Source organism: Pantoea eucalypti, assembly GCF_009646115.1.
GTDB lineage: Bacteria > Pseudomonadota > Gammaproteobacteria > Enterobacterales > Enterobacteriaceae > Pantoea > Pantoea eucalypti.
In genome coordinates this window covers 71,055-96,357 of the sequence record NZ_CP045722.1, presented here as the reverse complement: position 1 = coordinate 96,357, position 25,303 = coordinate 71,055, and the positions used below count along the sequence as shown (strand labels likewise).

Genomic DNA, 25,303 nt, shown 5'->3' with positions numbered 1-25,303 from the left:
CTGCGGCATTTTTTTTGCCTTTATTTTGTCAGCAGTCCATCAGACAGGCCAGCCGCAATCACGCTGATTGGGTTTAAGGGTCAACAGTTTAAAAAACCACGCTAAGATTATAATGTATTGTTTTTATTAACAAGTATTCGTTCAGAAAACCCGGCAAGCGCCAGGTTTGTTCTGAGGATTAATGTCCTGAATTTTTTGCGGTTTCTTGTCTGACTTCGTCAATCGTGTCACGCATATTGCTCAGACATTTTGCAGCAGCAGCTCCAGCTTTTTCCAGCACGGGTTCTGCCTTCGCGAAATACTCCTCAATTTTCATCTGATTTGCATGTGTGATTAAAGGTATACCGCATACCATTGATGTGCCAAATCGCTGCTTTAAGGCGTCGGTACTTTTGTCCAGCGAGTTGGCTGCGTTAATTACAGATATTGGATCTTTAATTAACGCCATGCTAAGAGCTGTGGTCAATTCCTCTGTATGAGCAGCGTCAAGGGTATCACCAATACTGTCAATTTTTCCCGGAAACGCATGGAGCGTTTTGTTGTCTGCCTGCTCAATCAGTTGGATATAAGCTTTCCATTCATTTGATGATGCTATGCAGGAGGACGGAATAGTGCAGGCGATCAGCAAGATGATTCGCAAAATCATCTCACTACCTCCAGCGTTTTATCTGTTGACTGAATGATTTTTGTGCGAATAACCGGCCCAAGGATTATGCAACCCTCAGAAGCGAATCCATGTACTTTCGGCGGCTTCCTTTCACCGTGTATACGAAATAAAGAGCGGCCATAACTTTCGCCAGAGGTTTGTGTCAAAATTATGGTAAATGGTCCCTTTGAACTGGTATGTCCGCCAATATGCCAGGTACCGCGAGGAATTGGCCCCATACCTTTAACGTGTTGACGATCCGGGTTTTTTTTTGGGTCAGGCTCCCTGAATAACCTTTACCCATTAACTTACCGCGGTGCCACAGTTCGCCGGTACTCTGGTGGTATATCCATGCCATATGTTGTTCTCCTATGCCGCGCTACGCTCTTTCCAGGAATCAGAGTGAATAATATTGCCGTCCAGATATTTCCAGGTGATTTTTTCATACGTCATTTCGAGCACTTCAAGGTGATCGTGACGTTCGTAATCCCGGTCCTTAACATCTTCCATAAAGGGTACGACACAGGTAATGCGGACATTTTCAATAAATACGTTAAAATATTCTTCTTTCTGTCCGGCGTAATTAATGCGATAGAATTTAAGCTCGGCAGACTTTAAAAGCTTTCCGGCGCTGACGAACTGATAAAGGTATGGACTTGAAGAGTCCAGCGCTTTGGTCAGCATAAAGGGCGCATGCTCGCGAGTGGCCGTTATCTTACCGGACAGATTATCCGTAGGGAGTCATATGCCGTGAGCCAGTGCGGTTATTTCTATACTTCCTTCTCGTTGCTGCACATCAACAGAGCCTTTGACGGGATTTCCACCATCATCCTTCAGCCATAAATAAACAGGGATAGCCATTCTGTGAACTCCTGTTTCGTGATTAAAGAGCAGGGATTATCGCCTTCTGTTCCTTTATGGCGGAAATGCCAATTGAGTTTTTATTGATTTAAATCAATGGAATGAATTGGTTTTAATTTTCGTTTCGGACGGAAATATGTGGCGCGGGATATGCCCGTTTTCTCTGCCGCTGTTTTAAATGACTGCCCCGGGCGGATGAATCTCAGTGCTGATAATGTCGCACTGTGTGGTTTTCAGCCGAACTTCACAGCGGACTCCCTTGCAGCAGCCCGACCGTCATTGGTCCGCTCTTTGAGACCAGTTCTCCCACCTGCCAAAAGATAATTTCACATTTTGGCCCGATCCCATCGAATGCTGACCTTTGGGCCTGTCATGCACACGATGAACAGTGACGTAAAGTAATCGCATAAGCGCCAGTAAAGCTGGCTGATTTTACTGAAACTGTTTATGGAGCCTGGCATGAAGCTAACCCAAATTCGCAACGCTACGCTGTTACTGGAGTATGCAGGAAAAAAATTCCTTATCGATCCTATGCTGGCCGAAAAAGAGGCCTGGCCAGGCTTTGCCGGCAATGCCCGACCTCACCTCAGAAATCCGATGGTAGATCTGCCAGTCCCGCTGGACGAACTGCTGGCAGTAGATGCGGTCATCATCACCCACACCCATGCCGATCACTGGGATGAAGCTGCGCAACAGCAGGTGCCAAAGAATATGATGATTTACAGCCAGAATGAAAGTGATGCTGCGCTGCTTCGGTCACAGGGTTTTGAAAACGTGCGGATGCTGCAGGATGAAAACCGTTTCATCGATGGTCTCACTCTATATAAAACCGATGGGCAGCATGGCAGTAATGCATTGTATGCTGACAAAGCAATGGGCGAGATTCTGGGTGATGCCTGTGGTCTGGTGTTTACTCATCCGGCAGAAAAAACGCTGTATGTTGCTGGCGATACGGTGTGGGTCAAACCTTATGTCAGAAGTCTGCAACGTTTCCAGCCGCAGGTTGTGGTGTTAAATATTGGCAATGCTACCAACGATCTCTATGGTCCGATTATTATGGGCAAAGAGGATACGCTGCGTACCCTGAACATCCTCCCTGGCGTGATAGTTGTTGCTTCTCATATGGAAGCCATCAACCACTGCCTGTTGACACGTGCTGAACTGCGCGCCTATACCTCAGAACAGGGTATTGCTGACAAAGTGCTGATCCCGGAAGATGGTGACTCCATGACGTTCTAATCGGCCCTTCACTAAACACAGGCGCTTTGTGAACGGCTTGTGCTTTACAATCGGTTTCCACCGCCATGCGTGTACAGTGAGGGAAGATAATGGCTGGGCTCAGAGTCGCAGTGCTGGCAACCGCAGGTTTTAGTCTATTTCACTTTTCAGTTCCCTGCATTTTATTTGGATCGGCTATGCCACAGCAGGCGCTGTTTCAGGTTGATGTTTTTGCAGAAAAACCTGGCGTGGTTCGTTCCGATATGGGACTGTCAATCACCGTAGAGCATGGCCCTGAACTCCTTGATCAGGCGGCGATTATTATAGTTCCCTACTGGCACAATCCGGCTGAAAAACCGGCGCAGGTGCTGCTTAATAAGCTGGTAGCGGCCTGGCAGCGTGGTGCGGAAGTCGTTGGACTGTGTCTGGGCACATATGTACTGGCTTATGCAGGTTTACTTGATCAGCACCGGGCTGCCACACACTGGGAATTTGAGCAGGACTTCAGTTCCCGCTTTCCGGCCGTTCAGCTCGATAGCAACGCGCTCTATGCCCGTGACGATCGTCTGATAACCTCTGCTGGTACCGCTGCAGGGATCGACTGCTGTCTGGATATCATCCGTCATCACTATGGTAGTGCCATTGCCAATCGGGTAGCGAGACGAATGGTGGTGCCGCCCTACCGTGAAGGCGGTCAGGCGCAGTTTATTAAGCGTCCGGTTCCGGAAACAACGCGTGACAGTAAGATTAATGCACTGCTGGCGTCACTGCGGGAGAATCTGCATAAGCCGCAGAATCTTGATTCCCTCTCGCGCAGGCTCAGCATGAGCCGGCGAACGCTGACCCGTCACTTCCAAAGAGCAACGGGCATGTCTCTGGGGGAGTGGCTGACGGCTGAGCGCCTTCAACGCAGCCAGTGGCTATTGGAAACAACCACTATGAATATTGAAAGTGTGGCCGAAAAGGTGGGTTTTGAGTCGCCGGTTTCATTTCGTCAGCGTTTTAAATCGCGGTTTGGTGTTTCACCCAGTGAGTGGCGTCGAACGTTTCGTGGTTCTGAGCCAGTGATGGCCAATAATAAAGTGGGAAAGAAGGACGCCAGGACACCAGGATAAATATCTGTGCCATGGGACGTTGCGGACCGGAATATTGCCGCCCATTGGCGGTCAACATTCCGGCAAGAAATTAGCGCGATTAAATCAGGAAATCATCCAGTGACTGGCCATTTTCGATCGCAGTTTTAATGGCTGAAGGGGTTCGGCCCTGACCCGTCCAGTAACGAACCTGACCGTTTTCATCATTGTAACGATATTTAGCCGGACGCTTCGCCCGTTTCTTTTTGCCGGTTACCAAAGGAGAAGCGCTATTTACCAGTTCCAACGGATTAATTCCTTCTTCCATCAGCAACTCCTGATAAAACGCCAGCTTTTCAGCTTTCTCACGGGCTTCTGCCTCTCGTGCACTTTCCTCTTCACGACGCTCATTTACCACTGTTTCTAATTTCTGGTGTAGCTCTGCCAGCAGATCCAGCGTCATATTGCGTGCCTCAGCACGCATTGTGCGGATATTATTCAGGCTGCTCAGATTCTTACTCATACCAATCCTCAAATACTCAAGTTAATCAATAAAGTGCAAATTATTCAGCCAGCAAGGGTAACATTTCCGTACGCGGTATTTGAAGGGCCAATGCGGGTTTATTCGCTGTTTATCAGGTGAGAATGGTGGTATCTAATCCAGTAAATCGTACAGTTTAAGCGTAATCTGCTGGCTAATGCCTGGTTTTCGTTATAGAAGCGGCGCTGGGTTTAGCATTTTCTTTTTTATTAACTGTGCGTGAATCAGAAATGAGGTTTTATTCAGGACAGGCATGATGCCTTGCCATGATAGTGGTTGGCCATCGCCAGAAATTCGTCGTGGTTTTGAAGCATTATCCTTTGAGATGTTCTGCTCAACATCTTGCAGTGCTGCGCTGGTGCGGGTGCAATCTGACAACAGTAAAGATACGCCGCCGGGTCCCTTTGGTTATATTGGTGTGGCCTTTACCCGTCGTGAAGGGATAGATGTCAACGTTGCCCGCGCACGGCTTGACGGTGTTTTGCCTAAGGGACGCTCAGCAATCTGATGCACCAATGGGTAACCGGGCGTTTTTTCCGACCCTGATGGCAATACGCGTGAACTCTCTTATAGTCAGCAGATCGGCCTGGAAATTATCAGCGCTCGTAACATGTAAGCGCTGAATAAATAAATCAGCTCAGGGGAAGAATGAAGCCGGGTGTCTGTTGCGGAAGATGTTCAGCAACTAAGTGTAGTGAAACGCCTGGGAAGAACTGTAGATTGACGGATGAAACAAATTGCAGAAGGGCGGGGTAAGGGCCGACGGATAATGTCAGAGCTACTACCGGATGTCGATGTGATATAAAACAGCCTGCTTAAAGCAGGCTGTTTTCATGTATGCAGACTGAGTTAAATCAGGAAATCATCCAGTGATTTACCTGCATCAACGGCTGATTTAATAGCTGAGGGTGTACGGCCCTGGCCAGTCCATTGCTTAACTTCACCATTTTCGTCGGTGTACTGATATTTAGCTGGTCGAGGTGCGCGTTTTTTCTTCTCAGCGGGTGCAGTTGGCATACCATTTAACAGTTCATTAGGATCGATACCCTCCTGCAACAGTAACTCGCGATATTTTGCCAGTTTCTCGGCTTTTTCACGATTAGCTGCTTCCGAAGCCTGAGCTTCTTCCCGACGCTCACTCACTACAACTGACAGTTTTTCCAGCATTTCTTCCAGGGCAGCCAGGTCAAGCTCGCGAGCGTTTGCGCGAAGGGTACGGATATTATTCAAGCTGTTGAGAGTGTCACTCATCAAAGTCACCATAGTCATGTTCAGATAATAAAATACAGAGCGGGTTCACGCTGATGCTTTTCGTCAGACCTGCTTTTTTAGAATGCTTGCCTTCGAAGAATCAAAATACAGAACCGATAGTTCAACGCTAACATATTAATCGCTTTCTACAAGAGTTTAAACTGTAATTACCGTATCACCCTTAAATTGAAGCAGAGTTACTCTTTGCGGTGCTCTTAGCTCAAAATGTCAAAAAAAACGACATCTGAAAAGTTAGTTAATTGGGAGCGGGTATAGGGAAATTGTGCTTTAACGCTGTTTTCAGCAAAGTCGCTTCGCAAATCCTGTACACGCATTGCTCTGAAAATTAAAGGTAATGATTCAGGGCAGACAGCTAAAACTGGATAAGATCATGATGTTAATCGTAATTTTGTTGAATGACTGGCACGGTGACGCTTTAAATAATTAGCCCACTGATTAACTGTGGTTATTTGTAACGCCATGATAATGGGTTGTTTTTTTCTTATGCAGCGCATAGGGTTATTTAAGAGCGGGCCGGCCTGCGTTATGGCTGATTTAAGCGTTTGCATCCACCTACAGCCATCAAATAAATGGATACAAACTCGTCAAAACGAGAGCCACCCGTTGTGGGCTAAAGTCAATTATTTACAAGAGTCATGATTTTTGAAGCTCTGTAAAGATTCAAAGAGGGAGGTAGTTTACAACGTAATCATAGACAGCATTATTTCCCCACGTTATTACCCTGTTGTCATTGATGCTGATAACGGAAGCGATAGCATTTTTCATCGATATTCATTCAGCTCAGTCCGTGAACCATGTGATTTTGCAATCACCTCGCCAGCCTGTCCCAAAACACATCGATGGACATGCTGCCAGACACTGAACTGAAAACGGTGTGCCAGGAAGCGGCTATTATTAACCTGGCTAATTAATTCGTCGTCAGCAGCGCATAATGCCAAAAACCTGTAATAGATATTTCACAGTACAATGTCAGAGCAAATGGGGTCGTCGAAGAATAATCATAGAACAAGAGAGTATGAAAAAAAGCAGTCTGCTAACTTTGCCGCCCATTGTCATCAGTTATCCAGTGCGACGGTTAGCTATACTGTATATGGCATAGGCTTTGTCAGTGTCCTGGGTTTTCTGGAGGATTGACGTGTTCAAAGGCAATAAAAAGTCACTACCGGTGCGCTACTGCAAAACGTGTAACAAACCGATGTCATGGCGAAAAAAATGGGAAAGGTGCTGGGAAGAGGTTCTGTATTGCTCGGAACGGTGCCGTCGGCAGCGTACTGCACAGCAGCAGCAGGATGATGCCCGAATAAATTCCGGCCACAATCGATAAAACCTGTCGGGTCAGTGCTGGCCAGGATTTTACCTGGCCTCTGACAGTTCAATGTCGTTAGTGCTGAATCTCAATCTGTTGCCAGCCTTGTTTGAACATACAGTCTTTCACCAATATGTCTCGCTGACTTTCATTAGCATCGCTGGTTGAGTAATTCGTATCAGTTGTCTTGTGTTTCTTGTCTTTTGAGGTGTATTTACCGCTAACGACATTGTCTGGCGGTAAATCCCTGAGTGCCTGAGCTTTACAGGCTGTTTCTGCCACGAACTCCTGCTGCTCAGATGCGTCAGGCTTGACCCATTTATACTGGACACATCCTGTCAGACAAAGGGTAAATAACATCAACATGAGTGGTTTCATCATCTGTTTCTCACTGCTTTCCGTCAGAGTCATAACGAAAAATGGGTAAAGAAACCGATCAGTCAAGCTGGCTGGTTTCCTCACCCTATAGAAGAGGAGCGTTATCTGATATTAAAATGTCAGGCCGCCACCAATGTAAGGCCCATCGATCAGGGTATGGCCCGGGCGTCCATCTTTGCCATCAACACCTGCATAACGGTAGCCGGCTTTCAAGACCAGCGGCCCCAGCGGTGACCAGCTTATGCCGGCGTTCGCTTCCACAAAATTCTTAACGCTGTTAGTCAGTTGTTCCGGAGCAGAATATCCCTCACCATAAATCGCAAAATCAGCGGGCAGATTGATTTTCACACCGCCACCGACAGGAAATGCGACGCCGTTATCCCCTTTCTTGCCACCAAGATAAGCGGCTTTGGCGCCAGCTGTCAGCATTACCGGACCAAGTTCAAGATTATAACCGGTACCCGCCTGACCAATCTGAACACCATCCGCCGTATTTTTGATCCACTGGCTATCCAGATAAATTCCGCTGGATGAGCGGCCAATTTCTGCGTCCAGCGCAGTGGTATTTTTACCTTGCTCCACATTCAAGCCAATGGCCATTGCAGACGAAGAGACGCACAGCAGCATACCCATGCTGATTACAGAAAGTTTCATTGTTCAGTTCCACTGCTTTTAAATTTTAAAATTAATGATTACGATTGCTGGCTGAATTGATTTATTTTTGTACAATTTCTTTAACGTCGTGCTGCTGCAACTGATGCATATTTCCGTCTGCATCTTTATACGAGATCATGCCAGTTTGTTTATCTTTGGCGGGTTTACCATGAGTCGTGATCATGTGCCCGTCATTGGTAGAGATGACATAATTGCTTGAGCAGGCGGTCATGGATATTACTGCAGCCGTCATCACAATAGCGCAGACGAATTTTTTGCCAGAATTGAAAGATGTCATTTCACTGTCCTGTCATTAGTTTTTAAGAAGATGTGGCATTATTAGCTAAAATTGTTAAACGACACGATAACAATTCCAGCCTTCGGAAAATTATCTGCCAAAAGACTGATGCAGATCAATTGTAATGTGTTGGGGTGTATGATGATTAAGCATGTTTTGTTAAAAAGCTGCAACAGAAAATCAAACATGTATTTGCGATAAATGAAACTTTCAATTCAGATAAAGAAAATCCTGAATGTGCCTCTGATTATAAAATGAACGACGCACTATTTAAATAAGCTGAACTTAAATTTATAACCGCTTTTCTCAGATGATAAAAAATCGGGATGTGAAGGGAATAAGTGTTAGCCGTTCCACAGGAAAATGGAAAGTATAATTTATATTAAGTGATAAAAGAGCAATAACGCGACAGGTTAGTTACAACACCCTGTTAAATTAGTTTCAATAACACGAGAAGGCCTGCTGATTTTGTGTGTTTATTGACGTACTAAAAACAAAGTTATTCTGGAATTCCGAGTGCCTTTTGACTAGCCGCCCCCGCGCCCCGAAGGGGCGTACATAGACGTGATAGACTTATGTATGATGTAACTAATTTTCTGCAAGATCCTGTTTAAGTGCTATTATTGGGTTCTGATTTTTCCCTTTAAATTGATGAATGTATTAACTTTTAGCAGCGATCCCGTAACTGTCCTCTAATCCTTAACAGCTACAACATTAAAACTTGCGTAAGGCTCATATCAGCAAACTATAAATACGTTCCAGCTAACTTCAACGGCGGTATAATCAGCCCTTAAACGCATAGGCCGTAGCCTCAAAGGGCATGTTTCGGTTTTGGCTCTGCCGTTTTATCAATGGGAGGATTAAGACTTGCTACATGCCATGATAATCAACCGTAAATGCCCTTGCAGCAAATAAAAGAGGGAAGATCAGTGTGTTTTTTCACTACTCAGAAACGATATCATCTGAATCGACAAAAACCACAGTTTTATAATCGGTAAGATTCTTTTACGAAGTCCAGTGAAGCTGGAGAAGCGTCATTTTTAACAGAGTGTCCGGGAATATTGTAGTGGTTACACATCCGTAATGCGCACTCCCCATAAATCAATACCGTGAACCGCTGGTGTATCCGCCATTTAAACTACGGTTATAGAGGATGAATTATAAAAATAACTTTTCAATAAAGCTCAAAGGTGGTTAAAAGACAAATTCCTCAGCCTTATTTCGAATGTAAGGCTGATGACGTTTATTGCCTCTCTGACCTCAATAGTGCAGTGGAGACGTCTGAAATGGCGCTGCCTGACCTGATAGATGGCTTAATGCTCAATTTACTGCATCATCCGAATGGTCTGTTTCAAATGCTAAGCTACTACCGGAACCTGATTAAGCCTACTTAGTTACTGTGTTCGGATACCCGTTTTTTACATCTCAAGGGTTCGTAAAAGCCAATCTCTGGATTTAGAGATGAGTGCAGGCAACCCTGAAAATTGCCAGATGTCACCTGAAGGACGGCATCGGCCACCATACCGCCCGCTGTAAATAAGCTAAAAATTATCGAGTGAAACTACCATCACCCACCTGCGCCTGTTCGTACCATGCCATCAGTTCCATGGTGCCAGGCTCATTCTCGGCGGGTGCCCATGGGGCAAGATCCTGTTCAGTAACTGGCTGGTAACCGCCATGCTTTACCTCAAAAATAACCCCGCCTTTATCCATGGAGAGTACCGCATGCCAGATGCCGGCATCCGTTTCGAGCACCTTGCACTCTTCACCCAGCATCACCCGCTGGGTCACATAACCATTGTCATCAAAATTTAATACCAGGAAGCGTCCTCGAAGAGGCATCAGCAATTCAAAAGTATGCGGATGGCGGTGTGGGCGCACATAAGTGCCCGGCTCCATAGCGATGGCCAGACGTTGAACCGGATCGCTTAATTCGGGATGTAGATTACGATTAGCTCGCAAGCGAGGAGAGTGTGCAGCCTGTTCGCTTTGTTTCTGGAGGTCACTCAACGTAATTTGTTTCATATAATCCTTATTGATCCAGGGCTGCTCTCTACCCCAAGGTTACCGTAAGATTTTGTGCCATTCATTATGGCCGAATAGCCTCTGTAGTTGCCTGACATTGTCACCGCTTATGATGCAGGTCTGACTCAGTGGCAACAAGCCATGATGTCTCTATTTACACGTATCAGGCCATCTCACCCGTCACCAGGCTCCTGTGAAAGGATACGTTTTCTTCCACATACGCATTGACGACATGTTTTCTCTCGATTGCTCATTCCAGATCAAAAAGCGAAACGCTTATCATTTATAAAATGAGTGCTTCTTACCTTGAGGCAGAGCGTGTTATGGCAATTAACATGGGCAGTACCTATCGAATTCTTGGCTATAAGCCGTCTGTAAATTTCGCCTGGCGTCAGAAATTACTGACGATGGGCATGCTTCCCGGCGCCGTTTTTGAGACGGTTCGCGTGGCGCCAATGGGGGACCCTGTGCAAATTCGCACGCGCCGTATCAGTCTGGCAGTTCGACAGCGGGACCTGTCCTCTATGATCCTGGAGGAAATCGTCTGATGAAAAAGATCACCATCGGGCTGATTGGAAATCCTAACACCGGCAAAACCACGCTATTTAATCAGCTTACCGGAGCCCGGCAGCAGGTCGGTAACTGGGCGGGTGTGACAGTTGAGCGTAAAGAAGGGCAATTTTTTACTGCACAGTCAGATGTCAGGCTCATCGACCTGCCCGGAACTCGTTCGCTGACGACGCTGTCTGCTGAAAGAGCCATTGATGAGAGCATCGCCTGCCAGTATCTCTATCAGGATCACGCCGATATGGTGATTAACGTGGTCGATGCATCCAGTCTGGAAAGTAATCTGTTCCTGACCCTGCAGCTACTGGAGCTTGGCGTGCCCTGCATTATCGCCCTTAACATGCAGGACGTTGCCGCCAGTCAGAACATCACTACTGATATTCAGGCGTTATCTGCACGTCTTGGCTGTCCGGTTGTTTCCGTGACCTCAACCCGGGGCGATGGTATTGCCCAGCTCAAAATCCTGATCGATCAGGCTCATGTTTACTGCGCTCCGGAACGGGTGCGTTACCCGGCCGCGATTAACTCAGCAATTGAGCAGCTGTGTCTGCAAATGCCCGAAACGATAGCGCCTCAAAAACGTTACTGGCTGGCATTGCAGCTGCTGGAGGGTGATATTAACAGCCAGAAGCTTTGCCCGGAGCTGCTCCCGCATTTGCCTGAGATGATGAAGCAGGCGGGCAACGACACCGGCGTACAGATTGCCGATTACCGTTATCGTGCCATCAACGCACTTTGCGCAGCCGTGAGTAATATTCATCAGGTATTACCTGCCGGTCGGACCCGTCAGATTGATAGTATCGTGCTGAATCGCTGGCTGGGCATTCCGATATTCCTGGCAGTGATGTATGTGATGTTTGTGCTCTCAATTAATATCGGTGCCGCACTGCAGCCACTTTTCGACAGTGGTTCTGTGGCCATATTTATTCATGGCATGCAATGGCTGGGCTATGTCGGCCACTTCCCGGACTGGCTGACCGTTTTTCTGGCCCAGGGCATCGGATCCGGCATAAATACCGTGCTGCCGATCATTCCTCAGATTGGCCTGATGTTCCTGTTCCTTTCTTTTCTGGAGGATTCAGGCTACATGGCGCGCGCTGCTTTTGTGATAGATCGGCTTATGCAGTCGCTGGGCCTGCCGGGTAAATCCTTTGTGCCGCTAATCGTCGGCTTTGGCTGTAATGTACCGTCAGTCATGGGCACCCGGACACTCGACACACCGCGTGAGCGCTTGCTTACGGTCCTGATTGCACCTTTTATGTCGTGCGGGGCGCGGCTGGCGATTTTTGCGGTTTTCGCTGCAGCATTTTTTGACGCGCATAGCTCCAGCCTGGTTTTCTCACTCTATTTGCTGGGCATTGTTGTTGCGATCATCACCGGGTTGGTACTCAGGCACACCCTGCTGAGCGGGGAAGCATCCCCGTTTATCATGGAAATGCCGGTCTATCACCGGCCTCATCTGAAAAGTCTGCTGTTGCAGACCTGGCAGCGGCTGAAAATGTTTGTCGTCCGGGCCGGACAGGTCATCATTTTGGTGAGCATGCTGGTTGGCGTACTGAGCAGCTTTGCATTTAATGGCCAGCTGGTCGAAGACATTAACCATTCTGCACTGGCGGCATCCAGTAAAGCGATTACACCTGCGTTGTTGCCGATTGGTATCACTCAGGATAACTGGCAGGCGACCGTTGGACTGGTGAGTGGCATTATGGCTAAAGAGGTCGTGGTCGGCACACTCAACAGCCTTTACACCACTGAAGCGCTCCAGAACAACGCGTTTGATCCGCAGACTTTTAACCTTAAAGCTGAGCTGACCGATGCGCTGACACAGACCTGGGCGGGGTTAACAGCTGCATTGAGAATTGATGCACTGGCTCATCCCATCGATGCCAGCAAAGGTGATGGTGAGATGGCATCCGGCTCTATGGGCATCATGTCAGCCAAATTTGGCAGTGGCTTCGCCGCATACAGTTACTTAATCTTTGTCCTGCTCTATGTGCCCTGTGTTTCAGTCATGGGCGCTATTGCGCGCGAAGCCGGCAGAAAGTGGATGATGTTCTCATTCTTCTGGGGACTGAATATTGCTTACACCACGGCCACGCTGTTTTATCAGACCGTCACGTTTACCGAGCATCCTGCATTTAGCGCAACCTGCCTGATTGGCATACTGTTGCTTAACATGGTCATTCTGTTTGCACTGCGAAAAGCAGGAAGCCGGGTGCAGGCAATACCAGGCATGATGCAGGAGGGAAAGGGACGTTGTCACGGCTGCCACGGCAGCTGCGATAAACAGAAAGGCTACGCACAATAAAAAGAAACAACAGATTCAATTACTTTATCCGCTGGGTGACGGGCTTTTCAGCGCCACAGCGGATAAGTGACGTTGATGATATTGTTCAGACAGATGTAAGCTGAATTAAAGTTATCTGGAGTGATGTAAACCGCCTGAGAAGACCTATTAACAACCCCTGTCAGGAGACATGATTTTCCAGTGTGGGAAGCTGATGTTATAGAAGGGTGTGATGCTGGCAGCATCCCTGATCCTGGCTTCTGAAGCGAAATATTTTTCCAGAACAGATGAGCCTAAAACAGCATACCTGGTGAATAAATGCTTTAAATCAGCGAGATAATGGGAACAAAGGCCAGATAACGACCTATTCAGTACAGGCTTACACACAGGCTGTCCACTTTTTCTGTGGATAACTTTAGCCTGAATATAGCTTCAGATGGCCTTTTTAGAAGCTATCAGTCAGATAAGTCAGTGTCAGCATACTGGTCCATAAACTCTACCATTGCGCCTTTATGTGCATCCACATGACGGATATACCGCATCAGGGTTTCCGGTTTTTTCCATGTGCCTTCCTGCATAATACGGGCAATCGGATAACCATTATCCGCCATATCCTGAGCGGCACCCACCCTGGCACTGTGGCCACTCCAGCCACTGTAGCGATTTTTGTTAGCTTTCACCGCGCCAACGTTCCCAGCGCTGCGCCATGCACGGTTAAAGATCTGTTCCAGAGCCCGGGTACTCATTGGCTTTTCGGCAACCAGTACGCGGCCAGATCGATGAACTGCGGTAAACAGATAAGCATCGGGCTGATTAGAGAGTCCGGAGGCTTCTATCCACTGTTCCAGACGTTGGGTTGAGCGGGTGCCGAGCGCCTTGATTAATCCACCGGTCTGAACAATCGTTTTTGTCCAGGCAACATCCAGAATGATACGGCCATCAACGGCGTGCATCACATCACGCACCCTTAATCGCGACAGTTCACTGATACGGAGTAGCGTGGCATAGGCTACGTGTAAAAAGGCCAAATCGCGCACTAACTGAAGGTTTTCAGATCCTGACCATTTTCCATCCAGTACCAGCAGGTCAGTAAGCCTGAAGGGAACAGCCTGGCCAGCACGTTCACCGTTCATCACGGCCACGCGATTTATCTTCTTTATGGTACGAAAAACCAAAGGAGATACATTCGGCACCGGCAATCCGGCGTTACGGTGTAACATCGAGATCAGGGCCGCGTGTGAAGTAATCGTTGAAGAAGCCCGACCACTTTGAGCAAGAAACGAGAGATAGTCGCGCAGGTCATCAGCGCTCATCGGCAGGAAGCTGCGCTGGTTATCTTCCGACCAGCGATTACAGATCCGCATGACGCTAATCAGCTGCCGCCAGGTGTTAGGTGAGAAAGCCTCTTTATCCTGGACGAATTGCCTGAGGCGTTCTGTGATGTCGCTGTTCGGATCCACACTCAAATAGGTGACAGGCTCTAACTCATTCATTTTTGCTCACTTATCAACCAAAACATGTCCAGACAACGCTACGTGAATTCTGAGAAGTTAGCAGGGGGATTACCTGCCAGAATTCACGTAGCGTTGTCATCTATCGGTGTGGCATTGTTATAGTTTCCATCATAACCCGGCAGCATCAGCCTGTCATAACTTCGTATAAGAATAATTATACGAAGTAAGAATGTCTGATACCGTTCAACGTATTGTTAGCCCTGCCGAGGGTGGGATCATGGGACGAGGAGATCTGCATCGCCTCATAGAGCAGTAAATCTCATACTCACTGAAGCATTTGTAGGTGCATCAGCTATGCGGCGAAAAATTGATGACTGTAAGTCATTAACGCTAATAAACATTCTGTAATACTGAATATTTAATTAATAACCCTATGAGCCATCATAAAAAAATAGTTGATAAAATTAAGGATGAAAACAGATTACAATTACGCTCTTGATTGAATTTATTTAATTATTCTATTGTCGCGCTAATGTGCAAAATAATTATGCGTTTTTCACATGGACTTGGATATTTCTTTATTACCTCACTTAGCACAGGCGGTGACTCCAGCCAATGGCGTGGTACAGCGATTACGCTGGAAAAAAATGAGGTGTCAAAATAATGAAAAAAAGTATACTCGCACTGTGCCTGCTGGGCTTTATCACTGCACCAGCGATTACGTTAGCACAGCAACCGGTTACCTGTATAAAAGTGTCTGAACAGGATGTCGCCAGCCTGTTTGATAAATGGAACGATTCTCTGGCAACCGGCGACGCGACAAAAGTCTCTGAGTTATATGTCAGCGATGCCGTTTTACTGCCAACCATTTCAAATAAAGTACGATTAACCGATCAGGAACGTATTGATTATTTCAAAGACTTCCTGAAAAAAGGTCCAAGCGGCAAAATCGATTCGCGCACCATCAGAATGGGTTGTAATAAGGCTATTGATACCGGCGTTTATACTTTCACCTTCAAGGACCATACGCACGTCACAGCACGTTATACGTTTACTTATGTCTGGGATGGTCAGGGCTGGAAGATTTCAACTCACCACTCCTCAGCAATGCCAGAGCCTGTGAGCCTGCCTTAACAGCACGTTCGGCAGGATGATAACCAGCTTCGCATTGCGAAGCTGGTTTTTTAACTCCGGCACTGCAGGATTATCATATAACTGCCCCCGTTCCCGGCAGGCAGTTAATTAATGACACAATCCAATTAAATTAATTTAACACCTGAAACTTATAAAAACCATTGGAGCTTAAAATCCTGGTGCGAATCTTTTTTTGCGGATTGCATCTGTAAAGCGAAAATAAACGCCAGATAGCGTTCGAATTAATTATCAGACTGAACGTTACTGCCGCACCCCATTTTCTATCGACAATATATTTAATCGCCGTTACCAATCTGCCAGATAAACGTCGGATCGTTACCGTTTACCTCCCAGTCACCCACGTTACGTATTTTGTAGATCACTGGATTATGTGATGAGACCGTCCGGGCATTGCGCCAGTGCCGGTCCAGCACCTTGCTGACACGGGTGTCGGAAGCGCCAAGGGCATTGAAGAATTCCGTGGCGGCACGCGTCACTAACTCAACCGCGACCACCTGCGCCCGGGCGGACTCCACCTCTGCCTGTACGTTAGCCGCGTGAAGCTCTGCTTCTTCAACACCGCTTTGTTGCAGTTCAAATGCCCGCTGTAATGAGTGGGTAGCCCGATCCACGGCGGCTTCAGCAGCCCAGGTCCAGCTGCTGATCTGACCGACCACCTGTAAAACCTGCACATCCTGTTTGACCTGAGACGCGTTGCCGTGGCTGTAAATCCTCTTACGGTGCGCAACACCCTGAGACACATCACGAACTATGGCCCGACCTATACCCGCCAGCGTGGCTAATAATACATGCTGATAAAATGCGGTCTGGTAACGAAAGCGCTCACTGAAATCATAAACGTGCGGCTGCTCCACATAGGCATGATTAAAGCGTGTTGTGCCGCTACCTGTCAGACGCTGCCCGAAGCCATCCCAGTCGTCATCACATTCCACCTCACTCTGATGGGTGTTTACCAGAGCAATCACGTCACGACCGTTGTCAGTATGCTTTGCATAGACATCAATCCAGTCCGCATAAAGTGTGCCGGTGCTGTAAAACTTTTCGCCACTGATCCGCCATCCTCCCTCTGTGGGTGAGACCTGAGTGTTGACCTCACCCAGCTTAACCGCCCCGATCTCGCTCCAGCCGCTACCCACCAACTCACCATCCACGAAACGTCGAAACCAGCGCCGCCGATCTTCACTTTCTGGCTGGTTCAGACGATCTTCGATAAAGGCAAAGTGCGCGCGCAGGGCCTGCGGCAGATTCGAATCAGCCTCGGCCAGGCCAGTCAGCAGGGAAAAGAGCTGCGGCAATGAAACACCAAAACCACCTTCCTCTTTTGGGATACGCAGGGTGCCGAATCGCGCCGCTTTCAGCCAGCGAATCGGCTCATGCAGCAGAGTGCGATCGGCTTCACGTGCGGCGGCACCCTCAGCAATGCGGATAAACAGTGGCCTGAACTGTTCGGTCAATGCGGCAAATTCAGTGCGACTTAATTCAGACATGATTTTCTCCTGATTCGGGGTGTTCATCAATGTCCTGTCGGGTCGGTTCAAACCGGATAATCAACAGGAAAATAATGGGAATAAGGGCGGCGAGAGATACGATCCAGAACATATTAGTGCCATAACGAGCCTGCAAAACTGGCAGGATAAACAACGCCAGCGCACTTCCGATGCCAGAGAGCGAGCGACTAAAACCAACACCGGTTGCACGAATGTGGGTCGGATAGGAGAGCGCCGGATAGATCATTAACTGCGCGCCAGGTCCAAATCCTTCGGCAAACAGCCAGAGTCCCAGCAACAATACAGCAAACACCACACCGAGGGTGGCCTGCGGATGACCGATCAGTGCCAGCGAAATCAACGCGATAAACTGCAGCGCAAAGCCGGCAATCGCTACATGCCGTGAAGGGAATTTCCAGGCCAGCCGCATGCCAAGCAAACCGCCGGTAAAAGCAAACAACGCATTCAGACCCAGCGAAGCGGAAATCGTCTCAAAGACGCCCGCCCCAAGGAACTGCGCCAGAATGGAGGGCAGGAAGAAAGCAATGGCAGTGTACTCAAACGAGATACAGACGTTCATCACTGCGCTGACGACGGTACGTTCCAGGTAAGGCTTCTGAAACAGTACGCGGATACGCACTTTCGGTGTCGCTTTAATAGTTTCGGCTTTAGCGGGCTGCTCCTCATGCGCAACAATGCCGTAGGAGTCACGCAGAATACGCACGGCACCGCTCAGATCGCCCTGATTAGCTGCCCACAGTGGTGACTCATTCATAAACTTACTGCGCACCGCGATAATCAGCAGCGCCGGTACGGCGCCAAACAGCAGCGAGGCACGCCACAGCCAGTCGATGTGTTCAGCGGGCAGCAGGAAATAGAGTGCAAAAATAATAAAGAAGCAGACTGATGAGGCGGCATACCACATCGGACACCACGCCGCGAGACGCGACGCTTTGTTTCCCTTGCCGGAGAATTTAGAGAACTCCGCCAGATAAGCCATGGCCACCGGCAGATCGATTCCTACTCCGACTCCCATCAGAAAGCGCGCTCCGATCAACACCCAGACATTGGGTGCCAGGCCCGCAGCTATAGCCGAAACCACAAAGAACAGCATGTCCGCCATAAACACTGAGTAGCGGCCATATTTATCAGTCAGCCAGCCGCCGACCAGATTACCGACGATGGTGCCAATCATAATCGAAGAGGTCACCAGTCCGGTCAGGACTGGGGTTAAGCCAAACTCTTTCACTACATCGTCAATACCATAGGAGAGCGTTGTGAGATCGTAAGCGTCGAGAAACACGCCCCCCAGTGCCAGGAAAACGATCCAGCGGGCATAGCTATTTTTCTCTGTATGACTGTTGATAAGCCGGGCCACATCACTCACCGAACCAACCGGTGAGGAGTGAGGCGGCGGGGCGGTCAGGGTGTCGTCAATATTTAATGTACTCATCGTATCCTCGTTATTATATTCAGCAGGTAACGAGGGTTTTATAGGCATTTGCGGCCCAGCTAACAAGCAACAAATAAAGATAACTATTTCAATATATTCAATAAGTTATTCACTCAAACTAATCACGAAAAAAGCCGGATGAATAGCTGGATTCATCCGGTAAGAAGCAAAGCATTTGTGTTTTTAAAACCTGAAAATCACGGTTTACTGCCAGCCCATAAAGCGTGGGTTCAGGCGTGACACCAGGCAGTGAACGTCCCGTCTCATCCCGACATTTCGGCGCTGTTTATCTGCTGTTCTGTGTCCGCGGTCCGACGATAACCGGCTCCGGGATGCGGCAAGGCCAGTCGTGGCCCCTGTCCAAACAACTTTTCACGCAGCGTGCGGGGCTGATAGTCCTGTTTGTAGACGCCACGCTTTTGCAGTTCCGGCACCAGCAATTCCACCACATCGGTGAAGGTTTCATGGGTCACGGCGTAGGCGAGGTTAAACCCGTCAACGTCGGTTTCTTCAATCCAGCTCTGCAATTCATCAGCCACGGTTTCGGCGCTGCCTGCCAGCAGCGGACCAAAGCCGCCAATGCCCACCCAGTCTGCCAGACCCTGCACCGTCCACTGCCGATGAGGATCGGCAGTAGAGAATGTCTCAACCGCCGACTGAATGGCATTGGTATGGAGATGCTTCAGTACCTGATCCGGCTGATACTGCCCGAAATCGATACCTGTCCAGCCCGAGATCAGCGCCAGCGCGCCTTCGTAACTGACATAGCTTTTGTACTCCTGCCATTTCGCCTGCGCCGCCAGGTCGGTTTCACCCACAATAACCGTCTGCAGATTGAAGATCAGTATTGAACGCGGATCGCGTCCTGCCTCTGCTGCCCTTTGTCGAATATCCGCTACGGTTTTCTTTAGCAGCACTTTTGACGGTGCCGCGACAAATACACATTCAGCATGCTCCGCTGCAAAGGCTTTACCGCGGCTGGAGGCGCCGGCCTGATAAAGCACAGGCGTGCGCTGCGGTGACGGCTCGCAAAGATGAATGCCCGGCACCTGGAAAAACGTGCCCTGATGATTAATCGGATGGATTTTTTTAGGGTCGCTGAAAATTTGACGTTCACGATCACGCAGGACAGCACCGTCTTCCCAGCTACCTTCCAGCAGCTTATAGATGACCTGCAGATACTCATCGGCATAGTCGTAGCGCGCATCGTGGTCGGTCTGAGCCTGATGCCCGATATTGCGCGCACCACTTTCCAGATAGGAGGTCACAATATTCCAGCCAATGCGACCTTTGGTCAGATGATCCAGGGTCGAGATCCGCCGCGCAAACGGGTAGGGATGTTCAAAGGAGAGCGAGGCAGTCAGGCCAAAGCCCAGGTGTTCTGTCACCATGGCCATCGGCGTGATCAACGCCAGCGGATCGTTTACCGGCACCTGCGTAGCCTGACGGATAGCGGCATGGTTATTGCCGTTGAGCACGTCATAGACACCCAGCACGTCAGCAATAAACAACCCATCAAACTTACCGCGCTCCAGCAGGCGCGCTAAATCGGTCCAGTACTCCAGGTCTTTGTACTGCCATGAGCGGTCACGGGGATGCGCCCACAAGCCGGGTGACTGATGACCGACACAGTTCATATCGAAAGCATTCAGGCGAATTTCACGTTGCGATGACATAGCGACTCCTGAGCGGATGCGGCAATCGCTTGCCGCCCACTATTAATAATGTGGTTTAAGGTCGGGGATTTAGTAAGTCAGTGAGCCAGGACATCGCTCGCTGAGCGACAGCGGCGAGGTGCTAAGCAGTTGCCGTGCGACAGATTCAGCATGTTCCGCCACCTGCGGTAATCCCATCAGCTCGCCAAAACGACCCCGAGCGGCAGGCCCGGCGACGTAAAGACTGGAATTCGCTTCACCGTTAACATTCAGCGTCTGTGACAGCGCATTAACATGGATTCCCAGCGCCAGCGGATCGGGCTGAATCACGCCGTCACCCTGCAGCTGTCTCAACAGCGCGTTGCTGTTAAGCAAAGCGTTGTGCGCGGGGCCGGTGGTGACAATCACTCTCTCCACCTCAAGCATGTGCGATTGCGCGCCACGCAGGCGCAGCGTCAGCCGGAGCGTTTCGCCACCCGATTCGGCTGCGATCAGGCGCGCCGCCAGCAACGACAGCTGACCGCTGGCCTGCTGCTGGCTGAGAACCTGGCTCACCTGCGGTGCAATCCGGTAGCGATGGACGTCCCACCAGGGGCGAAGATGATGCAGAAAGCGTTGCTGCTCGTGCAGCGACAGACTCTGCCAGATGCGCTGACCGTTACGGCGGATGTCATCCAGTACCAGCTGCCAGGGCAGATTCATCGCCGCCGCATTTCTGACTTCCTGACGCACCCGATGTAACCAACTGCGCGCGGTAGCAGTCTGCGGCTGACTGTAATCCAGCGTGTAGTTCTCTGAACTGCCACTGAGGTTTGCACGCGGAAGCTGTCCACGGCGGGAGAAAGCGGTGATCGCTCCACGATGCTTCTGACGATGTAGCGACGCCACCACATCTGACATCGTCAGACCTGACCCGATGATTGCGACCCGATCGTAAGGGGCGACTTGTGCCAGCGCATCGCTCTGCCACGGATTAGCAATCAATCCCGGATGGTCCTGAAGCGACTTCAGCAGAACAGGAAGGTCCGGCGGTGGATGGCTGATCGCCAGCACGACCTGATCGGCCCGGATCTGCTGCCCTGAAGCCGTGGTCACCACCCCATTCTTAAAAGCGACCGCACTGTCACGAAGATGGTTAAGTTTCACTGGTGAGCGCTGCTGTTGAGACTCAAACTGCGCATTGACCCAGCGACCAAACTCACCACGTTGCGGATAGACGTTATCGTCATGCCAGAGTGCCTGCAGATCGGCGCTAAAAGCCGGTGATGCGCGATAGTCGCGGTCGAATGCGCCCTCGTCATCACCTGCCAGCTGCATTCTGGCGGCTGGCACATTAATGCGGTGAGCTGGATCGGTAGTGCCATATGCCACGCCCTGCGCAAGCTGCGCGCGCGGTTCAATGACCGTTACCTGCAATCCCGACTCACCCAGCCGGGCCAGATGGATCGCCAGCGCGGTACCGGTGAACCCACCGCCGATAATGACAATCTGCTGTTGTAACATACACAAGCCTTCTCTTCTTTTAACTGGCTAACTGGCGCTGGCCTGTTTGTCAGGACGACGGTCACCGCCAATGGTTTCACCAAACGGACCTGTGTTCACGCTGCGCTGTTTCTTTTCGGTGTTGGCGGCCAGCGGCAATAGCGGCATCACCAGTTCAGCAAAGCGGTGTGCCTCTTCGAGATGCGGATAGCCCGAGAAAATAAAGTTCCCGATGCCCAGCGCCTGATACTCCCGGATGCGATCGGCAACCTGCTGCGGATTGCCCACCAGCGCGGTTCCGGCACCGCCGCGCACAAGACCGACGCCTGCCCAGAGATTAGGGGCGATGCGCAGGCTCTCTCGCGAGCCCTGATGTAATGCACTCATCCGTGCCTGTCCGGCTGAATCCATACGCGCAAAGATTTTCTGCGCGGCGGCGATAGTCTCTTCATCCAGATGAGAGATCAGCCGATCCGCAGCCGCCCAGGCCTCCTCTTCGGTTTCACGGACAATGACATGCAACCGGATGCCATAAGAGAGAGTACGGCCGCTCTCCTGCGGCCGTTGACGCACCACCGCCAGCTTTTCCGCCACCTGTTCAACCGGCTCGCCCCATGTCAGATAGGTGTCGATCTGATTCGCTGCAACATCGATTGCCGCATCCGACGATCCACCAAAATAGAGCGGCGGCCCCTTTTCCTGCACCGGCGGGAAGAGAATTTCTGCGCCTTCTACGCGGATATGCTCGCCCGCAAAGTCGACCTTCTCGCCTTTCATCAGGCGGGAGTAAACCTCAAGAAACTCCCGGGTCACTGTATAACGCTCTTCATGGCTCAGAAAGATACCGTCACCTTTGTTCTCCACCGGATCGCCACCTGTAACCACGTTAATCAGCAGACGTCCGCCGGATAGACGATCCAGCGTGGCCGCCATCCGCGCCGCCAGGCTCGGCGGTTGCAGACCAGGGCGAACCGCCACTAAATAGCGCAGCGTTTTGGTGACCGGCGCCAGGGCCGAGGCAACCAGCCATGAATCCTCGCAGCTTTTACCGGTCGGGATTAATACACCGTAGTAGCCCAGATTATCTGCCGCCAGCGCAATCTGCTGTAAATAGGGTAAATCAACCGCTCTGCCGCCTTCTGTGGTGCCCAGATAGCGCCCATCACCGTGGGTGGGCAGAAACCAGAAAAGGTTAAGATTTTCCTTTGTCGCATGGCTCATTAGCAGATTCCTTTATAACGATATTTTAATTTATTACATAGGGACTAACGCTTTGGTTATATCGCTATTTGCAGAATGTGTGCCAGTGTGTATTTTGTTTTTTTATCATTAAAATTCAATTGTTTATAACAAACAGGAATTGCGCTATCCTGCTGCATTTGCGGCAGATAAAGCTGCAGACTGCTGCAATGGCAACAACCCGGCTCGTTTCGCCCCCTCGTTTCCGCCACTGCCACGCGGTATGGTCATGGCTTTCCTGTTAATCCGGTAAACAAGATGCAGATATCCAGCCCTGAGTTAATTGATCCCGCATCGCGCGCCTTTAAAAGCGTACTGGATCAGCTCGCGCCTACCGATGCAACGGTATTGATCATCGGTGAAACCGGCACCGGCAAAGAGGTGATGGCGCGCTATCTGCATCATCATAGCGCCCGCAGCCGGCAGCCATTTCTGGCGGTCAATTGCGGGGCACTCACCGAGAGCCTGGCGGAGTCAGAGCTGTTCGGTCATGAGAAAGGGGCCTTTACCGGCGCGCAGGATCGCCATCGTGGCTGGTTTGAAGCAGCAGAAGGCGGCACGCTGCTGCTGGATGAAGTCGGTGAACTCAGTCCGTCGCTGCAGGTGAAGCTCCTGCGCGTACTACAGGAGCGCGATATCACTCGCGTGGGCTCGTCTAAAGCGATAAAGGTCAATGTGCGGGTAATTGCGGCCACCAACCGGGATCTGGCTGTGGCGATTCGTGAACGGCGGTTCCGGGAAGACCTCTACTACCGTCTCAATGTCGCCAGCGTCACATTGCCGCCGCTGCGCCAGCGCTGCGAAGATATTCCGGTGCTGGCCAGTCATTTTCTGCAACTCTATGCGCGACGTCTGGGACGTCCTCAGTTACGGCTGAGTGAAGATGCTGTCGCCACGCTAATGGACTACAGCTGGCCGGGTAACATCCGTGAGCTGGAGAACACGCTGCACAATGCGGTGCTACTCAGCAGGACCTCGCTGGTCACGCCGCAACAGCTGCGGCTGAACGCCATTGCTGGCAGCGATTTACCCTCCGGAGAGGAGGCGCTCGACCAGTTTTTACGTCAGCAGATGCAGCAGAGTGAGACGCCACTCTATCCACGAGTGATCGCCGCGCTGGTAAAAAATGCGCTGGAACTCACGCAGGGTAATCAGTTACAGGCGGCCGCGCTGCTGGGCATCAGCCGTCATACACTGCGTACCCAGCTGGGGCATCTGGGTGTGATTAAACCCCGCCGTACCTCATTGCGTCAGCGCGAGGCCTCTCCTCATCATCAGCCTCAGCAGGAGCGTGAACTGCGTATCGGTTATCAGAAGTTTGGCAACCTTGGCATTCTGAAAGCGCGTCAGTCGCTGGAGCAGCAGCTGAGCGATCAGGGCGTCAGCGTGCTGTGGAGCGAGTTTCCAGCGGGTCCACAGCTCCTCCATGCGCTGAACAATAAGGAGGTCGATTTCGGGACCACCGGCGAAGTTCCTCCCTTGTTTGCGCAAGCCAGCAACAGCCCGATGGTCTACGTCGCCTGGGAACCTGCCGCTCCGCAGAGCGTGGCGCTGCTGGTACCCACTAATAGCCCGGTTCAGCAGATTGGCGATCTCAGAGGCAAACGCATCGCCGTGAATCGTGGTTCTAATGTCCACTATCTGCTGCTGCAAATCCTGGATGAGGCGGGATTAGCGCTGGATGAGGTGCGCATTGTCTATGCACCCCCCAAATATCCACTGACGCCCAGCGACCTCAGCGCGGTAGATGCCTGGATGATGTGGGATCCGCTCCTCAGTGATGCTGAGAACAGCGGACAGTTCAGGGTAATTGCGGATGGCACTGGCCGGGTCAATAATCATCAGTTTTACCTTGCCGAACGCGGATTTGCGGCGCAGTCGGGCGATCTGTTGCAGATCCTGCTCACCGCCCTGGAACAGACGGGCCGCTACATTGATGCACACCATACTGAAGCCGCCGCGTTGCTCTCCAGCGAACTCGGCATTTCTGCGACCTCACTAATGCACGCCTTAGCCCGGCGCAGCCATCAGACTCAGCGAATGAACCTGGCCATCATCCGGGAACAGCAAACCATCGCTGACCGCTTTTATGCGCTGGGGTTATTCAGTCGGGCCATTCGCGTACGCGAGTCAGTCTGGCATCCATAGCGTTTTTTTAGCTAAGCATCGAACATTTCCTCGCTAAGCGCTTCAATCCGCGTTTGTTATGTTGCGCTGACAACAAACAAACTCAGGAATGAGAAATGAAAAAA

The 25,303-nt window shown here is 50.3% G+C and carries 21 protein-coding genes and 2 pseudogenes; 8 read left to right on the top strand and 15 right to left on the bottom strand.

The window, feature by feature from the left end; genetic code table 11:
• Nucleotides 1–178: 178 nt before the first annotated feature.
• From EE896_RS21715 to EE896_RS21705, 3 genes and pseudogenes are all read right to left on the bottom strand, one after another.
• Nucleotides 179–646: a hypothetical protein gene (locus EE896_RS21715; protein WP_140915419.1), complete on the bottom strand. Its 468-nt coding sequence runs from the start codon at nucleotides 644–646 to the stop codon at nucleotides 179–181.
• Nucleotides 643–1,004 (bottom strand): annotated as a pseudogene (locus EE896_RS22755) (tlde1 domain-containing protein). Before EE896_RS22755 ends, EE896_RS21715 begins: the two are co-directional and overlap by 4 nt.
• Nucleotides 1,005–1,015: 11 nt before the next feature.
• Nucleotides 1,016–1,507, bottom strand: a pseudogene (locus EE896_RS21705) (Hcp family type VI secretion system effector).
• Between the two features lie 459 nt (nucleotides 1,508–1,966).
• Between EE896_RS21705 and EE896_RS21700 the strand changes: the two are divergent.
• Both EE896_RS21700 and EE896_RS21695 read left to right on the top strand, forming a co-directional pair.
• A complete protein-coding gene (locus tag EE896_RS21700) occupies nucleotides 1,967–2,746 on the top strand; it encodes an MBL fold metallo-hydrolase (protein ID WP_140915420.1) in 780 nt (259 codons plus the stop codon).
• An 89-nt stretch (nucleotides 2,747–2,835) separates the two neighbouring features.
• Nucleotides 2,836–3,840, top strand: coding sequence for a GlxA family transcriptional regulator (locus EE896_RS21695; RefSeq protein WP_140915421.1), 1,005 nt, complete (start codon nucleotides 2,836–2,838; stop codon nucleotides 3,838–3,840).
• A 79-nt stretch (nucleotides 3,841–3,919) separates the two neighbouring features.
• Here EE896_RS21695 and EE896_RS21690 read toward each other — a convergent pair whose 3' ends face one another.
• Nucleotides 3,920–4,321 carry an H-NS family histone-like protein gene (locus tag EE896_RS21690; RefSeq protein WP_003850526.1) on the bottom strand — a complete coding sequence of 134 codons (402 nt, stop codon included), beginning with the start codon at nucleotides 4,319–4,321 and terminating at the stop codon, nucleotides 3,920–3,922.
• Between the two features lie 271 nt (nucleotides 4,322–4,592).
• Between EE896_RS21690 and EE896_RS21685 the strand changes: the two genes are divergently transcribed.
• A complete protein-coding gene (locus EE896_RS21685) occupies nucleotides 4,593–4,847 on the top strand; it encodes a hypothetical protein (RefSeq protein ID WP_128755155.1) in 255 nt (84 codons plus the stop codon).
• Between the two features lie 341 nt (nucleotides 4,848–5,188).
• Here the strand turns inward: EE896_RS21685 and EE896_RS21680 are convergent, their stop codons facing one another.
• Complete coding sequence (locus EE896_RS21680) at nucleotides 5,189–5,590, bottom strand: H-NS family histone-like protein (protein ID WP_003850529.1); 402 nt, start codon at nucleotides 5,588–5,590, stop codon at nucleotides 5,189–5,191.
• A gap of 1,156 nt (nucleotides 5,591–6,746) precedes the next feature.
• On the opposite strand from EE896_RS21680, the gene EE896_RS21675 reads away from it, so the two are divergent.
• Complete coding sequence (locus EE896_RS21675) at nucleotides 6,747–6,935, top strand: DUF2256 domain-containing protein (protein WP_072040393.1); 189 nt, start codon at nucleotides 6,747–6,749, stop codon at nucleotides 6,933–6,935.
• Nucleotides 6,936–6,992: 57 nt separating this feature from the next.
• Here EE896_RS21675 and EE896_RS21670 read toward each other — a convergent pair whose 3' ends face one another.
• From EE896_RS21670 to EE896_RS21655, 4 genes are all read right to left on the bottom strand, one after another.
• Nucleotides 6,993–7,298: a hypothetical protein gene (locus EE896_RS21670; RefSeq protein WP_008926834.1), complete on the bottom strand. Its 306-nt coding sequence runs from the start codon at nucleotides 7,296–7,298 to the stop codon at nucleotides 6,993–6,995.
• 108 nt (nucleotides 7,299–7,406) lie between these two features.
• Complete coding sequence (locus tag EE896_RS21665; protein WP_140915422.1) at nucleotides 7,407–7,949, bottom strand: YfaZ family outer membrane protein; 543 nt, start codon at nucleotides 7,947–7,949, stop codon at nucleotides 7,407–7,409.
• Between the two features lie 61 nt (nucleotides 7,950–8,010).
• Nucleotides 8,011–8,247, bottom strand: a complete 237-nt coding sequence (locus tag EE896_RS21660) for a YgdI/YgdR family lipoprotein (protein WP_003850536.1) — start codon at nucleotides 8,245–8,247, stop codon at nucleotides 8,011–8,013.
• 1,548 nt (nucleotides 8,248–9,795) lie between these two features.
• Complete coding sequence (locus EE896_RS21655; RefSeq protein WP_003850539.1) at nucleotides 9,796–10,272, bottom strand: WbuC family cupin fold metalloprotein; 477 nt, start codon at nucleotides 10,270–10,272, stop codon at nucleotides 9,796–9,798.
• 323 nt (nucleotides 10,273–10,595) lie between these two features.
• Here EE896_RS21655 and EE896_RS21650 point away from each other — a divergent pair, with 323 nt between their 5' ends.
• On the top strand, nucleotides 10,596–10,820 hold the full coding sequence (locus EE896_RS21650) for a FeoA domain-containing protein (protein ID WP_008926832.1): 225 nt from the start codon (nucleotides 10,596–10,598) through the stop codon (nucleotides 10,818–10,820).
• A complete protein-coding gene (gene feoB / locus EE896_RS21645; RefSeq protein ID WP_140915500.1) occupies nucleotides 10,820–13,147 on the top strand; it encodes a Fe(2+) transporter permease subunit FeoB in 2,328 nt (775 codons plus the stop codon). Before EE896_RS21650 ends, feoB begins: the two co-directional genes overlap by 1 nt.
• 434 nt (nucleotides 13,148–13,581) lie before the next feature.
• Here feoB and EE896_RS21640 read toward each other — a convergent pair whose 3' ends face one another.
• Nucleotides 13,582–14,619, bottom strand: coding sequence for a tyrosine-type recombinase/integrase (locus EE896_RS21640; RefSeq protein WP_003850543.1), 1,038 nt, complete (start codon nucleotides 14,617–14,619; stop codon nucleotides 13,582–13,584).
• A gap of 624 nt (nucleotides 14,620–15,243) precedes the next feature.
• Between EE896_RS21640 and EE896_RS21635 the strand changes: the two genes are divergently transcribed.
• Nucleotides 15,244–15,714 carry an SgcJ/EcaC family oxidoreductase gene (locus EE896_RS21635; RefSeq protein WP_140915786.1) on the top strand — a complete coding sequence of 157 codons (471 nt, stop codon included), beginning with the start codon at nucleotides 15,244–15,246 and terminating at the stop codon, nucleotides 15,712–15,714.
• Between the two features lie 296 nt (nucleotides 15,715–16,010).
• Here EE896_RS21635 and EE896_RS21630 read toward each other — a convergent pair whose 3' ends face one another.
• From EE896_RS21630 to ssuD, 5 genes are all read right to left on the bottom strand, one after another.
• Complete coding sequence (locus tag EE896_RS21630) at nucleotides 16,011–17,222, bottom strand: acyl-CoA dehydrogenase family protein (RefSeq protein WP_039662020.1); 1,212 nt, start codon at nucleotides 17,220–17,222, stop codon at nucleotides 16,011–16,013.
• Nucleotides 17,215–18,675 carry an MFS transporter gene (locus tag EE896_RS21625; RefSeq protein WP_008926827.1) on the bottom strand — a complete coding sequence of 487 codons (1,461 nt, stop codon included), beginning with the start codon at nucleotides 18,673–18,675 and terminating at the stop codon, nucleotides 17,215–17,217. Before EE896_RS21625 ends, EE896_RS21630 begins: the two co-directional genes overlap by 8 nt.
• Before the next feature lie 263 nt (nucleotides 18,676–18,938).
• Entirely contained in the window at nucleotides 18,939–20,351 is a 1,413-nt protein-coding gene (locus EE896_RS21620) for an LLM class flavin-dependent oxidoreductase (protein WP_140915785.1), read from the bottom strand.
• A gap of 69 nt (nucleotides 20,352–20,420) precedes the next feature.
• The gene (locus EE896_RS21615) at nucleotides 20,421–21,833 is read right to left on the bottom strand and encodes an FAD/NAD(P)-binding protein (protein WP_140915784.1); all 1,413 of its coding nucleotides are present in this window, start codon (nucleotides 21,831–21,833) and stop codon (nucleotides 20,421–20,423) included.
• A gap of 27 nt (nucleotides 21,834–21,860) precedes the next feature.
• A complete protein-coding gene (ssuD, locus tag EE896_RS21610; RefSeq protein WP_153574589.1) occupies nucleotides 21,861–23,033 on the bottom strand; it encodes an FMNH2-dependent alkanesulfonate monooxygenase in 1,173 nt (390 codons plus the stop codon).
• A 276-nt stretch (nucleotides 23,034–23,309) separates the two neighbouring features.
• Between ssuD and EE896_RS21605 the strand changes: the two genes are divergently transcribed.
• Entirely contained in the window at nucleotides 23,310–25,199 is a 1,890-nt protein-coding gene (locus tag EE896_RS21605; protein WP_140915526.1) for a sigma-54-dependent Fis family transcriptional regulator, read from the top strand.
• Nucleotides 25,200–25,303 lie beyond the last annotated feature (104 nt).